This window comes from Streptomyces sp. DG2A-72 (assembly GCF_030499575.1).
Lineage (GTDB): Bacteria > Actinomycetota > Actinomycetes > Streptomycetales > Streptomycetaceae > Streptomyces.
The window spans coordinates 2,160,537-2,173,353 of the sequence record NZ_JASTLC010000001.1; the positions used below are offsets into that span (position 1 = coordinate 2,160,537).

The following is a 12,817-nucleotide window of genomic DNA, read 5'->3' on the forward strand; positions in this document are numbered from 1 at the left end:
TGCGCGCATGTCCGGCACTCCCGTACGCACTGACTTTTCGCCCGACTTCGTAAGACCGCTTTGCAGCTTGTACGAGAGGACCGATTCCCCATGGCCGATGCCACCGCCGGCAAGGTGACCTTCGTCGGTGCCGGCCCCGGCGCCGCCGATCTGCTGACGTTCCGTGCCGCGCGCGCCATCGCCGAGGCCGACGTCGTGATCTGGGCGGCCAGCCTGGTCCAGGCGGACGTCCTCCAGCATGCGCGCGAGGACGCCGAGATCCTCGACTCGGCGACGATGTCCCTGGAGGACGTGGTCGCCGTCTACAAGCGGGCCCGCACCGATGGTCTGCGGGTCGCCCGTATTCACTCCGGCGATCCCGCTCTCTGGGGCGGTACGCAGGAGCAGCTCGACCGGTGTGCCTCGCTCGGCATCGCCACCGAGGTCGTGCCCGGCGTCTCCGCCTTCTCCGCGGTCGCCGCGCTCGTGCAGCGGGAGCTCACGATCCCCGAGGTCTCGCAGTCCGTCGTGCTGACCCGGCTGGGCGGCGGCAAGACGCCGATGCCGCCCGGGGAAGAGGTGCGCGAGTTCGCCAAGCACGGCACGACCATGGCGATCTTCCTGTCGGCCGCCCGGAGTGGACAGCTCGTACGGGAGTTGCTGGAGGGCGGCTATCCGACGTCGACCCCGGTCGTCATCGCCTACCAGGCGACCTGGCCCGAGGAACTGGTCGTCCGGTGCACGATCGCGACCCTGGAGGAGACGGTCAAGGAGCACAAGCTCTGGAAGCACACCCTCTTCCTGGTCGGCCCCGCCCTCGACGCGCAGGGCACCCGCTCGCACCTGTACCACCCCGGCCATTTCCACGGCTACCGCAAGGCCGACCCCGAGGCCCGCAGGGCGCTGCGTGAGCGAGGGGCGAGTACATGATCACGGTCGTCGGTACGGGGACGGGGGCGCCGCCTGACGAGGACGTCCTCGGCGCCGCGGAGCTGGTGGTCGGCGGGCGGCGGCATCTGGACGCCGTACGGCTGCCGTCGGACGCCGAGCAGGTCGTGCTCGGTCCGTTGGCGCCCGCGCTCGACCGGATCGAGGCGTACGTCGCCAAGCAGGCGCCGGTCGTCGTGCTGGCCTCCGGCGACCCCGGGTTCTTCGGGATCGTGCGGGTGCTGGCCGAGCGCTTCGGTGCCGGCCTGCTCGACATCCGGCCGGGCGTGTCCTCCGTGGCCACCGCCTTTGCGCGGGCCGGGCTGACGTGGGACGACGCGGTGGTGGTCAGCGCGCACGGGCGGGAGCCGCGGACGGCGGTCAATGTCTGCCGGGCGCATGCGAAGGTCGCGGTGCTGACCGGGCCCGGGGCCGGTCCGGGCGAGCTGGGGGCCGCGTTGCTGCACAGTGAGCGCGTCCTCGTCGTCGCGTCCGCGCTGGGCGACCTCGGGCGGGAGCGGGTGGAGCGGGTGACTCCGCGGGAGGCCGCCGCGCGTGACTGGGGGACGGCGGTGAGTGTGGTGCTGTGCCTGGACGAGGCGCGGTTCCCGGCGGGTGTGCGTACGGTCGCCGGGCCCGGCGTCGGGCCCGGCCGATGGGCGCTGGACGAGGCCGAGTTCGCGCATCGCGACTCGATGATCACCAAGTTCGAGGTACGCGCGCTCGCGCTGGCCCGGCTGGGGCCGCGCCTCGGCGATCTGGTCTGGGACGTCGGCGCGGGCTCCGGTTCCGTGGCCGTCGAGTGTGCGCGGCTCGGGGCCGCCGCCGTCGCGGTCGAGAAGACCGGGGACGGCGTCGAGCGGATCCGCGCGAACGCCGCCGCACACGGGGTGGACGTACAGGTGGTCCACGGGAGCGCGCCGGACGTGCTGTCCGAACTCGACGATCCGGACGCGGTGTTCGTCGGCGGGGGCGGGGGTGACCTGCCTGACATCGTCACCGCGTGTGCGCGGCGGGCGCGGCAGACGGTGGTCGTCGCGATGGCCGCGCTGGACCGGGTCCCGGCGGTGCGCGAGGCGCTCACCGCGGCCGGGTTCTCCTGCGACGGCGTTCTGCTGCAGTCGTCCCGGCTGGCGCCGCTGCCGGGGGACGTGACCCGGCTCGCGGCGACCAATCCCGTCTTTCTGCTGTGGGGCGTCAGGCCTCAAGTATCCAACGACATCAAGGGAGTTGCCCAGTGATCGGCCTCATTTCCGCCACCGCGGCGGGCGCGGCTGCGCGGGACCGGCTGGCCGCGGCCTGGCCGGAGCGGACTCGGGTGTACGACGGCCCGGTCGGGGACGCCGTACGGGCCGCGTTCGCGGAGTGCGAGCAGCTGGTGTGTTTTCTGGCCACGGGGGCGGTGGTGCGGCTGGTCGCTCCGCTGCTGTCGGACAAGCGGGCCGATCCCGGTGTGGTGTGCGTCGACGAGAGCGGGCGGTTCGCGGTTTCGCTGGTCGGTGGGCATGAGGGCGGGGCTAATGAACTCACCCTGGAAGTGGGTGAGTTGTTCGGCGCGCAACCCGTGGTGACCACGGCCACCGATGCCGTCGGACTGCCGGGCCTCGACACGCTCGGGCTCCCGGTGGAGGGGGCCGTACCCGCGGTGTCCCGTGCCCTGCTGGACGGTGAACCCGTCGCCCTCGTCACCGAGGTGCCGTGGCCGCTGCCTGCGCTCCCCGTGGCAGCGCAGGGTGCGTACACGATCCGCGTCACCGATCGCACGGTCGAGCCCGCCGAGCACGAGGTCGTGCTGCGCCCGCCGTCCCTCGTCGTCGGCGTCGGCGCCTCGCGGAACGCCCCCGTCGACGAGGTGCTCGGGCTCGTCGAGGGCGCGTTGCGGGAGGCGGGGCTGTCCGGCCGCAGCATCGCCGAACTCGCCACCGTCGACGCCAAGGCCGAGGAGCCCGGCATCGTCGCGGCGGCCGAGCGGCTGGGGGTGCCGCTGGTGACCTACCCGGCCGAGGAGCTGGCCGCCGTCGAGGTGCCCAACCCCTCCGACGCGCCGCTCGCCGCCGTCGGCACGCCGTCCGTGGCGGAGGCTTCGGCGCTCATCGGCGGCGGTGAACTGCTCGTGCCGAAGCGGAAGTCGGCGATGGCCACGTGTGCGGTCGTACGACGCCCCGCGCGCGGCCGTCTCGCGGTGGTCGGGCTCGGACCCGGCGCCCGGGATCTGCTCACCCCGCGCGCGAAGGCCGAACTCCAGCGCGCTGCCGTGCTCGTCGGCCTGGACCAGTACGTCGACCAGATCCGCGATCTGCTGCGGCCCGGCACCCGGGTGCTGGAGTCGGGGCTCGGCGCGGAGGAGGAGCGGGCGCGGACCGCGGTCGCCGAAGCCCGGCGCGGGCAGGCCGTCGCGCTGATCGGCAGCGGGGACGCGGGCGTGTACGCGATGGCCTCCCCCGCGCTCGCGGAGGCCTCCGACGACATCGACGTCGTCGGCGTACCCGGCGTGACCGCCGCGCTCGCCGCCGCCGCGATCCTCGGGGCACCGCTCGGCCACGACCATGTGTCGATCAGCCTGTCCGACCTGCACACGCCCTGGGAGGTCATCGAGCGGCGGGTGCGGGCGGCGGCCGAGGCGGACATCGTCGTGACGTTCTACAACCCGCGCAGCCGGGGCCGCGACTGGCAGCTGCCGAAGGCGCTCGCGATCCTCGCCGAGCACCGGTCGGCAACGACGCCGGCCGGAGTCGTACGAAACGCCTCACGGCCGGACGAGTCCGGTCGGCTGACGACCCTGGCCGCCCTGGACCCGGCGACGGTCGACATGATGACCGTCGTGACCGTGGGCAACACGGCGACCCGCGAGATCGCGGGACGCATGGTGACGCCGCGCGGCTACCGCTGGCAGGAAGCGCAGGAGGGCGCCGAGTGAACCGTGTGGTCCACCCCATCGAGCTGGAGTCCTTCCGGCGGCTGCGCGCCCGCCTGGACACCTCGCACTTCCCGCCGCTGACCCGGGCGGTCGTGGAGCGGGTCATCCACTCCGCGGCCGACCTCGACTACGCGGCCGACCTCGTCATGGACGAGTCCGACTTGGCCGGCGCCCATGCCGCGCTGCACGCCGGGGCGCCGGTCGTCGTGGACGTCGAGATGGTCGCGGCCGGGATCACCCGGCGCGAGACCGTGTGCCGGCTGAGAGACGCCGAGGCCGGGCCAGGGCTGACCCGTTCGGCCCATGCGATCCGGCTCGCCTACGAGCAGGTCGGTCCGGGCGCCCTCTGGGTCGTCGGCAACGCGCCCACCGCGCTGGAGGAACTGCTGACGCTGGACGCCTCCCCCGCACTCGTCATCGGTCTGCCCGTCGGCTTCGTCGGCGCGACCGAGTCCAAGGCCGCGTTGCGCGAGAGCGGGCTGCCCGCTGTCAGCAACGTGTCCGAGAAGGGCGGTTCGGCGGTCGCCGCCGCCGCGCTCAACGCCCTGCTGTACCACCCCACTTCGCCATCCGAGGAGAAACAGTGACCACCGCGCCGCCCGCCCTGCTCATCGCCGGCCACGGCACCCGGGACGACGCCGGAGCCGAGGCGTTCCGCGACTTCGTACGGGAGTTGGGGCTCCGCCACCCCGGACTGCCGGTCGCGGGCGGCTTCATCGAGCTGTCCCCGCCGCCGCTCGGCGACGCGGTGACCGAGCTGGTGGAACGGGGGGTGCGGCGGTTCGCCGCCGTTCCGCTGATGCTGGTGTCCGCCGGACACGCCAAGGGGGACATCCCGGCGGCGCTGGCCCGCGAGAAGGAACGGCACCCCGGGATCTCGTACACCTACGGCCGTCCCCTGGGCCCGCACCCGGCGCTGCTGAACGTGCTGGAGCGGCGGCTCGACGAGGCCCTGGGCGGGCGCCGCCCCCAGGACCGGGCGGACGTCACCGTGCTGCTGGTCGGGCGGGGGTCCACGGATCCCGACGCCAACGCCGAGGTGCACAAGGCGGCCCGGCTGCTGTGGGAGGGCCGCGGATACGCGGGCGTGGAGACGGCGTTCGTGTCGCTGGCCGCGCCCGACGTGCCGAGCGGGCTTGAGCGGTGCGTGAAGCTGGGCGCGCGGCGGATCGTCGTCCTCCCCTACTTCCTGTTCACCGGCATCCTGCCGGACCGGGTCAAGCAGCAGACCGAGGGCTGGGCCGCCGCGCACCCCGAGATCGAGGTGCGGTCGGCCGAGGTCATCGGCCCGGAGCCGGAGCTGCTCGATCTGGTGATGGAGCGGTACGAGGAGGCCGTCAAGGGCGATCTGCGCATGAACTGCGACTCCTGCGTCTACCGCGTCGCACTGCCCGGCTTCGAGGACAAGGTCGGCCTGCCGCAGCAGCCGCACTTCCACCCGGACGACGACGGCCACCACCATCACGGTCACCACCATCACGGCGGACACGCCCATGCACACTGACGGCGGCCACGACCTGCGGCACCACGGTGACGCCGAGGTACGCGACGACGGCTCGGCCCTCGTCGACCTGGCCGTCAACGTCCGCGCCGACACACCTCCGGCGTGGCTGCGCGACCGGATCGCCGCCTCGCTCGGCGGGCTCGCGGCCTACCCGGACGGGCGTTCCGCGCGGGCGGCGGTGGCGGCACGGCACGGGATCGCGCCGGACCGGGTGCTGCTGACCGCGGGGGCCGCCGAAGCGTTCGTGCTGCTGGCGCGGGCGCTGAAGGTGCGTCAACCGGTCGTCGTGCACCCGCAGTTCACGGAGCCGGAGGCCGCGCTGCGGGACGCGGGCCACACCGTCGACCGGGTGTCGCTCCGGCCGGAGGACGACTTCCGGCTGGACCCGGCCGCCGTACCGGAGGAGGCCGACCTGGTCGTGATCGGCAACCCGACCAACCCCACCTCGGTGCTGCATCCGGCCGACGCGATCGCCGAACTCGCCCGCCCCGGACGGGCGTTGGTGGTGGATGAGGCGTTCATGGACGCGGTGCCGGGTGAGCGGGAGGCACTGGCCGGCCGGACGGACGTACCGGGCCTGGTCGTCCTGCGCAGCCTCACCAAGACCTGGGGTCTGGCGGGCCTGCGCATCGGCTACGTGCTCGCCGCCCCGGAGACCATCGCCGACCTGGAACGGGCCCAGCCGCTGTGGCCGGTGTCCACGCCCGCGCTGGCCGCGGCACAGGCGTGCGTGGAGCCACAGGCGCTCGCGGAGGCGGCCCACGCGGCTCACCGCATCGCCGCCGACCGGGCCCATCTCGTCGCCGGGCTGGCGGAGTTCGACGGACTGCGGGTCGTGGCGCCCGCCGAGGGACCCTTCGTCCTCGTACGACTGGCGCACGCGGCCGACGTGCGGCGCCGGCTGCGTGAGCTGGGGTTCGCGGTGCGGCGCGGAGACACCTTCCCGGGTCTGGACGCGGAGTGGCTGCGGCTGGCGGTACGGGACCGGGCGACGGTCAACTCCTTCCTCCACGCCCTGCGTCAGGCACTGGCCGGTCCTTGAGCACCCGCTCCCGGGTGCCGTCCGGGAAGCGGATCTCCACGGTTCCGTCGTCGGCCACCGTCGCGCTCGCGCCCGTGTGCGAGGCGAGCGGATCGGCGCTGAGCATCACCAGGGTGACCAACAGCGGGGTGGTGTGGGCGAGTTCGAGGTACGGGGTGGCCGAGTGCTGTCCGTAGGCGTTGGTCCCGACGGTCTGCGCGACCGCGCCCTCGGCCTCGCCCCAGCCGTACAGCCCGACGAGCGCACTGGTCAGTCCGTCGGCCCGGCGTGCGAGCGCCCAGCCGGGTCCGGTGCGGCCGACGGGCGGCGCGGCGTCGTCGGCGACCGCCCAGCCACCCTCCCGTACGGCTGTGCCGGGGGGTACCTCGAGACGGTGCACCCTCACCTCCCACGGGCCGTGCACGACACTGACCGTCTCGATCCCGTGGGCCTGACGTGAGGCGGCATGGCTGCCCTCGGCACCCAGGGGATGGATACGGCCGCGAGGGGAGGGCGTACCGTCCGCCGCGAGCAGGGCGATGTGGTTGTCGGGCCCCGGTGTCTCGGGAGCCGTGGCGCTGGAATAGGCGAGCCTGGCGTAGTGCGGGCTGTCGTCGGCGGTGGCGGGCGGGGGCGGGAGCCGGTCGCTGCCGTGATTGACGAGTCGTACGATCCCGTCGGCCGCCGTGGAGTGCAGCAGCCAGCCGGGCGCGGGCAGGGCGAGGCAGGTGTCGGCCGTCTCCACCGGACCGGGCTCCTCGGTCGCCGTCCACACGGGGTGGGTCTCGGGCAGCAGCAGGCCGAGGAAGGCCTTGCTCGCCCAGTACGGGGAGGCGGGCCCCGAGTAGCTCTGGATCACCCCCCGAAAGGGCCGGTACCAGCCGAGGGTGAGCAGCCCGCGTTCATCGGGCACACCGTGCTCGGCGAAATGCTTCAACGCACCCGAGGCGAGACGCCGGGTGCGGCCGGGCGACAGCGGACTGGCATCGGCAAGAACCCCCGCCCACAGCGGAGCCGCCGTCGCGAACCGGTAGATGAGCGAGCGGCCCTGATGGACAGGCGCACCATCGGAACCGAAGAAGTGCTGGTGGGCGGTGAGGAATTCACGCAGCCGGGCGTGGTGCCGGGCCACCCGCTCCCCGTCGGCACGCGGCCCGGCGATCCGCTCCCACAGCACCGGATACAGGTGCAGAGCCCACGCGTTGTAGTAGTCGAATTTCCGCCCGTCGCCGTCCGTGTACCAGCCGCCGCCCCGATACCAGTCGTCCAGCCGGTCGAGCCCGGCATCGATCTCGGCACGGCTGTGCGGGGCGCCGACAGAGGCAAGGAACTCCTCGGTGATGACCTGGAAAAGCCGCCAGTTGGAGTCGTTGACGTCCGCACCGACGAACTGGCCGAGCCACTCGGCCACTCGGCCACGCACGGAGTCGTCCAGGTGGTCCCACAGCCAGGGACGGGACTCATGCAGGGCGACGGCGATCGACGCTGCCTCGACCATCGGCTGAGCACGGTCCGTGATGGGCGGCCAGTGTTCCGGGCTGCGCGGATCGCACCCGGCGTCGAGCCCGGCGGCGTACCGCTCGATGAGCCCCGGATCGACACGCCCCTGTGCTCCCGCGATACGGAATGCGGCGAGCAGAAAGGAGCGGGCGTACCCCTCAAGACCGTCCGACCAGGCCCCGGAGTGACTGGCCGGACCAGGCAGCCGGTACTGGGCAAAACCGGGCGAGGCATACGGCAGCACCCCGTCGAGCAGCCGATCGGCAACCGCCTCCCAGTGGGCGCGGGTCCAGCCGGTGATGGGTGAGAGAACAGGGAGCGACACATCAGGGGCGGTCATATGGGCGTGCATCCTCCATCTACCGGGGGTGGTACAGCGCCCCGATAGGGGCGCGGGGAACTGCGCCACCAGCCACACACAACCCGCAGCCTCACGACGGCGGACAGACACTACGGCGCACAACAATGTGCGTACCGAGCAAGTGATGACTCCCAGCCGCATGCTCGGGATCCCGCAAAGCGATCCGCACAGCAGCCCGCCCCAGTTCCTCCGCAGGAGTCCGCACAGTCGTCAACGGCGGATTGAAATCCTCAGCAAGCGGAATGTCGTTGTATCCCACGACGGAAACATCACCAGGAACGCTCAGCCCCGCGTCGGCAATAGCGCGGAGCGCCCCCGCAGCAACCATGTCGTCGCCGGCGAACACCGCCGTGAACTCCCGCGTCTCCTTGAGAAGTTCCGTCATCGCCCGCACCCCCGCAGCCCTCCCGAGCCCGCAGTCGATGACCCGCGCCGCCTCCGCAGGCAGCCCGTGCTCGGCAAGCGCGGCCCGATACCCGGCGACGCGGGCGTCCAACGCGGTATTGCCAGGCAGCCCACCCAGAAACACGATCCGCCGATGCCCCGCCGACAACAGATACCCGGTGATCGCCCGAGCCCCGGCCTCATTGTCGAACTCGACGACCAGCGCCGGAATCTCAGGATCCGGCGCCGGCCGCCCGCACAGCACGAGCCGCGCACCCGACGCATCGAGGGCCTGCGCATAGTGCGCCACGCGCGAGCGATACGCCTCGTCCTCGACCACCCCGCCGACCAGGATCACCAGCCGCGCCCCCTCCTCCCGCATCAGCTGCACGAACTCCATCTCCCGCTGCGGATCCCCGCCCGTCGCGCCGACGACGCACAGCCACCCCCGGTCGGCGGCCTCCGCTTCCACGCCCTCGGCGACCTGTGCGTAGAAGGGGCTGGTGACCTGGCGGACGACGACAGCGGCCATCTTGCGTCCACCCCCCACAAGCGCCCGCGCATGCGCGTTGGCGACGTAGTCGAGCTCACGCGCGGCACGCAGAACGCGGGAGCGGGTCGCGGCGGGCACAGGATGGTTGCCGCTGAGCGCACGCGACGCGGTGGCCATCGACACGCCCGCCCGCTCGGCGACCTCGCGGATCGTGACCCGCCCCTTGGACACCATGTCGTTCCCCATCCCCCGCGCTCCTTCTCCCACCGGCCGGTGCAGACCCGGCGTGGTCTCGTGCCAACCGGCCGATACGGCTCATGTGTTGGCCGCGTAGTCCTTCGCGAACTCCTCGGCCATTCTGTCGCCGCCGCGGGACCGCCACGTCTTCACCGTCGCGTCCCATTCGGACAGCGGCAGACGCCCGGCGATGATCCCGGTGGCGGTGTCGTCGAGGAGGGCCTTGAGGGTGGTGCCCTGGGCGTTCTTCGTACGGGACTGGAGTCCGAAGGAGGCGTTGCGGATGGCGTGCGGCACGGTCTTCTGCTGCCAGGCGTGCAGGGCCCGTACGGCATCCGGCTTGCCCGGCACGAACAGCACCTGGGGGCCTTCGGCGAGGTACTTCAGCGGCAGGTTGGTGTTGTTCTCGACCTCGCCGAGCTTGGTGGGCGTCGGTGAGCCGTCCTTGGCGCGGGTGAAGTGGGTGCCCTCGATGCCGTAGTGGACGAGTTCCCATTCCTTGCTGCCGAAGGGGGCGGCGAGGTAGTCGAGGATGCGCAGCAGCAGCTCGATGCGTTCCTTCTTGGCCTTCTTCAGCACGGTGTAGCCGAAGGAGCGGCGGGCCGCGATGATGCCGCCCGGTTCGCCGCCGACGCTGTACGGGAGCGCCGCGGCCGGGGTCATGCCCTGCGGGGCCTCCAGGTGCTTGGGCAGGTAGGCGCCGAAGCCGTCCTGCATGGAGCCGACGGTGCCGTTGTAGTAGAGGGTGGTCAGGTCGATCTGGGAGATGGACGTGGCGTCGGGGTGGTAGCAGCCGTCCTTGCGCAGCCGCGCCTGGAAGGCGATCGCCGCCTTGTGGCGCTCGTCGGCATAGCCCGGCTCGAACGTGCCGTCCTTGGTGACCGCCCACTCATAGGGCGCGTTGTGCGCTGCCGCGTGCACGGCACCGCCGAAGACCGAGGCCGCGGCAGCCCCGAGGGCGTACGTACGGCCGCTGGTCGCGCGCTTGGCCACGGCCGCGAAGTCGTCGGACGTCCAGCCCTCCGCCATGCCCGCGTCAGCGAACATGTCCTGGTTGATCCAGAGGGTGGAACCCGGCCGCGGGCGCTCCAGCGGGATGCCGTAGATCCGTCCGCCGATGCGGCCCATGTCCTGCCAGGCGTGGGTGGGGATGTTGGCGAGGTTGGGGTACTCGGCGATCGCGTCGCCGGAGAGGAACGGGGTGAGGTCCTCGGCACGGCGCTGCACGAACTCCGGCTCACGGGGCAGCACGAAGCCGGAGAAGACGTTGATGATGTCCGGGAGGGTGTCGCTGTCGCCCGCCATCACCGTCGCCATCTTCTTCTGGTAGTCGGCCTGGGAGATGATCGTGTACTCGATCTTGACGCCGAGCTCCTTCTCCACCGCCGCCCAGAACCGGTTGGCGGAGGCGGGCTTGGGCGGGGTGCCGAACGACACCGACATGACCTTGACGGTGGAGCCGTCGCCGGGGGTGCGGGAGACCGACTTGACCAGGTCGGCGGGGTAGGAGGTGTATCCGGGCTGGACACCTTCCGCGGTGGGGGCGAGGTCGGGCTTGGGGCCGGTCGCCGGCTTGTACGTCGGCCAGGGCGCGAGCTTCTTGCCCGCGTTGGAGACGTCGCTGTCGCCGGAGCTGCTGGAGCAGGCGGTCAGCAGTCCCGGGATCGAGACAGCCGCCATGGAACCGAGCAGGGTACGTCGGGACATGCGTGGCATGGTGAATCACCTCGTGTCGGCTTGTGTCAGCTCTTGATGGCGCCGGTGAGCACGCCCTTGGTGAAGTACTTCTGCAAGAAGGGATAGATGAGCAGGATCGGCACGGTGGCGATGACGAGGACCGCCATCTGCACAGTCTGCGGAGCGGTGATCGTGCCCTCGCCGGTGGTCGCGTCGGTGAGTCCGGACCCGGCCACCACATAGGTCCGCAGCACCTGTTGCAGGGGCCAGTGATCGCTCTCCAGGTACAGCGAGGCGTAGAACCAGGAGTTCCAGTACGCCACCGCGTAGAACAGGCCTACGACGGCGAGCGCGGCCTTGGACAGCGGCAGTACGACCGAGAACAGCACCCGCCAGTCCCCCGCGCCGTCCAGCCGTGCCGCCTCGTACAGCTCCTCCGGGATGCCCTGGAAGAAGCCGCGCAGGACGACGAGGTTGAAGACGTTCACCAGGACGGGCAGGACCAGCGAGGCGTAACTGTCCAGCAGGCCCAGCTCCTTGACCAGCAGGAAGCTCGGGATCATGCCGGGCGGGAAGAGGAACGTGAACAGGATGAGCAGCAGGACCGGTTTGCCGCCGAAGACGCCGGGTCGGGACAGGGCGTAGGCGAGGGTGACGGTGCAGGCGAGGCTCAGCAGTGTGCCGACGATGGTGACGCCGGCGCTGACGCCGAGGGCGTGGGTGACGATGCCGCCGTCGAGGATGTCGCGGTAGGCGTCCAAGGAGGGCTCGGTGGGCCAGAGCACCCAGCCGCCGTTGTCGACGACCTCGTCGGTGGAGGCGAGCGACGTCGACACGATGACGAGGAACGGCACGCACACCAGCAGGACGACCGTGGCGAGGGCCACGGCTTTCGCGGCCTGGGTGAGCGGCTTCGGCTTCTCCATCCAACCGGGACGGACATGGCTGCTCATTTGTAGACCCCCTGTTCGCCGAGGCGGTGGGCGACCTTGTTGGCGGCGTAGACGAGGAGCGCGCCGATGATGCCCTTGAACAGGCCCGCGGCGGCGGCGAATCCGTAGTCGCCGCCGACGATGCCCTGGTAGTAGACGAAGGTGTCGATGATCTCGGCGGCCTCGGGGCCGACGGCGTCACGCTGGAGCAGCATCTGCTCGAAGCCGACGGAGAGGATGTCGCCGAGCCGCATGATCAGCAGCAGCACGATCACCGGGCGGATCGCGGGCAGGGTGACGTGCCAGAAGCGCCGCCAGGGTCCGGCGCCGTCGATGGCGGCGGCCTCGTACTGCTGCTCGTCGACCTGGGCGAGCGCGGCGAGGAAGATGATCGTGCCCCAGCCGGCGTCCTTCCAGATGACCTGGGCGACGGTGAGCGGCTTGAAGACGTCGGGGTTGCCGATGATGTCGACGGTGTGCAAACCCATGCCGTCCAGACCGGAGTTGAGCAGTCCGGTGTCGCCGAGCAGCTGCTGGAAGAGGGCCACGACGATCACCCACGAGATGAAGTGCGGGAGATACGCCACCGACTGCACGAAGCGGCGGACCGAGCTCCAGGTCAGGGTGTGCAGGAGCAGGGCCAGGCCGAGCGGCACCGGGAAGTAGAACACGAGCTGGAGGACGGCGATCCAGACGGTGTTGAGGACGGAGTCCCAGAAGGCGCTGTCCTCGAACATGCGCTGGAAGTTGCCCATGCCGACCCAGGGGCTGCCCCAGAGGCCGTCGAAGGGGACGTACTCCTTGAAGGCGATGACGTTGCCGACGAGCGCGCCGTAGTGGAAGAGCAGGAAGTAGGCGAGGCCCGGCAGCATGAGCAGGACGGGG

General features: G+C 71.7%; 11 protein-coding genes. 6 read left to right on the forward strand and 5 right to left on the reverse strand.

Going from position 1 to position 12,817, the window contains the following annotated elements; translation table 11 throughout:
- The first annotated feature begins 90 nt into the window (after nucleotides 1–90).
- Genes cobM through cobC form a run of 6 tightly spaced genes read left to right on the forward strand, consistent with a single transcriptional unit; the run spans nucleotide 91 to nucleotide 6,369 of the window.
- On the forward strand, nucleotides 91–909 hold the full coding sequence (cobM, locus tag QQY66_RS10340; RefSeq protein WP_301978842.1) for a precorrin-4 C(11)-methyltransferase: 819 nt from the start codon (nucleotides 91–93) through the stop codon (nucleotides 907–909).
- Nucleotides 906–2,147, forward strand: a complete 1,242-nt coding sequence (cbiE, locus tag QQY66_RS10345) for a precorrin-6y C5,15-methyltransferase (decarboxylating) subunit CbiE (protein WP_301978843.1) — start codon at nucleotides 906–908, stop codon at nucleotides 2,145–2,147. Before cobM ends, cbiE begins: the two co-directional genes overlap by 4 nt.
- A complete protein-coding gene (cobJ, locus tag QQY66_RS10350; protein ID WP_301978844.1) occupies nucleotides 2,144–3,823 on the forward strand; it encodes a precorrin-3B C(17)-methyltransferase in 1,680 nt (559 codons plus the stop codon). The genes cbiE and cobJ overlap by 4 nt, the downstream gene beginning before the upstream one ends.
- Nucleotides 3,820–4,410: a precorrin-8X methylmutase gene (locus QQY66_RS10355; RefSeq protein ID WP_301978845.1), complete on the forward strand. Its 591-nt coding sequence runs from the start codon at nucleotides 3,820–3,822 to the stop codon at nucleotides 4,408–4,410. Before cobJ ends, QQY66_RS10355 begins: the two co-directional genes overlap by 4 nt.
- Nucleotides 4,407–5,327, forward strand: coding sequence for a sirohydrochlorin chelatase (locus tag QQY66_RS10360; RefSeq protein ID WP_301978847.1), 921 nt, complete (start codon nucleotides 4,407–4,409; stop codon nucleotides 5,325–5,327). The genes QQY66_RS10355 and QQY66_RS10360 overlap by 4 nt, the downstream gene beginning before the upstream one ends.
- Nucleotides 5,317–6,369 (forward strand): Rv2231c family pyridoxal phosphate-dependent protein CobC, encoded by a 1,053-nt coding sequence (gene cobC / locus QQY66_RS10365; protein WP_301978848.1) that lies wholly within the window; start codon nucleotides 5,317–5,319, stop codon nucleotides 6,367–6,369. The genes QQY66_RS10360 and cobC overlap by 11 nt, the downstream gene beginning before the upstream one ends.
- On the opposite strand, the gene QQY66_RS10370 is transcribed toward cobC, so the two are convergent.
- The 5 genes from QQY66_RS10370 to QQY66_RS10390 all read right to left on the reverse strand — a co-directional run bounded on the left by QQY66_RS10370 (nucleotide 6,323) and on the right by QQY66_RS10390 (nucleotide 12,804).
- Nucleotides 6,323–8,188 carry a DUF2264 domain-containing protein gene (locus QQY66_RS10370; RefSeq protein WP_301978849.1) on the reverse strand — a complete coding sequence of 622 codons (1,866 nt, stop codon included), beginning with the start codon at nucleotides 8,186–8,188 and terminating at the stop codon, nucleotides 6,323–6,325. The genes cobC and QQY66_RS10370 overlap by 47 nt on opposite strands.
- Before the next feature lie 91 nt (nucleotides 8,189–8,279).
- On the reverse strand, nucleotides 8,280–9,320 hold the full coding sequence (locus QQY66_RS10375; protein ID WP_301987259.1) for a LacI family DNA-binding transcriptional regulator: 1,041 nt from the start codon (nucleotides 9,318–9,320) through the stop codon (nucleotides 8,280–8,282).
- 81 nt (nucleotides 9,321–9,401) lie between these two features.
- Nucleotides 9,402–11,039, reverse strand: coding sequence for an extracellular solute-binding protein (locus QQY66_RS10380; RefSeq protein ID WP_301978850.1), 1,638 nt, complete (start codon nucleotides 11,037–11,039; stop codon nucleotides 9,402–9,404).
- 26 nt (nucleotides 11,040–11,065) lie between these two features.
- Nucleotides 11,066–11,953 carry a carbohydrate ABC transporter permease gene (locus QQY66_RS10385; protein ID WP_301978851.1) on the reverse strand — a complete coding sequence of 296 codons (888 nt, stop codon included), beginning with the start codon at nucleotides 11,951–11,953 and terminating at the stop codon, nucleotides 11,066–11,068.
- Nucleotides 11,950–12,804 (reverse strand): sugar ABC transporter permease, encoded by an 855-nt coding sequence (locus QQY66_RS10390; protein ID WP_301987260.1) that lies wholly within the window; start codon nucleotides 12,802–12,804, stop codon nucleotides 11,950–11,952. Before QQY66_RS10390 ends, QQY66_RS10385 begins: the two co-directional genes overlap by 4 nt.
- Nucleotides 12,805–12,817 lie beyond the last annotated feature (13 nt).

Bases quoted from the DNA above. Each gene is read 5' to 3' on its own strand.
- cbiE (WP_301978843.1), top strand. From the start codon at position 906: ATGATCACGGTCGTCGGTACGGGGACGGGGGCGCCGCCTGACGAGGAC.
- cobM (WP_301978842.1), top strand. From the start codon at position 91: ATGGCCGATGCCACCGCCGGCAAGGTGACCTTCGTCGGTGCCGGCCCC.
- QQY66_RS10375 (WP_301987259.1), bottom strand. From the start codon at position 9,320: ATGGTGTCCAAGGGGCGGGTCACGATCCGCGAGGTCGCCGAGCGGGCG.
- cobC (WP_301978848.1), top strand. From the start codon at position 5,317: ATGCACACTGACGGCGGCCACGACCTGCGGCACCACGGTGACGCCGAG.
- QQY66_RS10380 (WP_301978850.1), bottom strand. From the start codon at position 11,039: ATGCCACGCATGTCCCGACGTACCCTGCTCGGTTCCATGGCGGCTGTC.
- QQY66_RS10385 (WP_301978851.1), bottom strand. From the start codon at position 11,953: ATGAGCAGCCATGTCCGTCCCGGTTGGATGGAGAAGCCGAAGCCGCTC.
- QQY66_RS10390 (WP_301987260.1), bottom strand. From the start codon at position 12,804: ATGCTGCCGGGCCTCGCCTACTTCCTGCTCTTCCACTACGGCGCGCTC.
- QQY66_RS10370 (WP_301978849.1), bottom strand. From the start codon at position 8,188: ATGACCGCCCCTGATGTGTCGCTCCCTGTTCTCTCACCCATCACCGGC.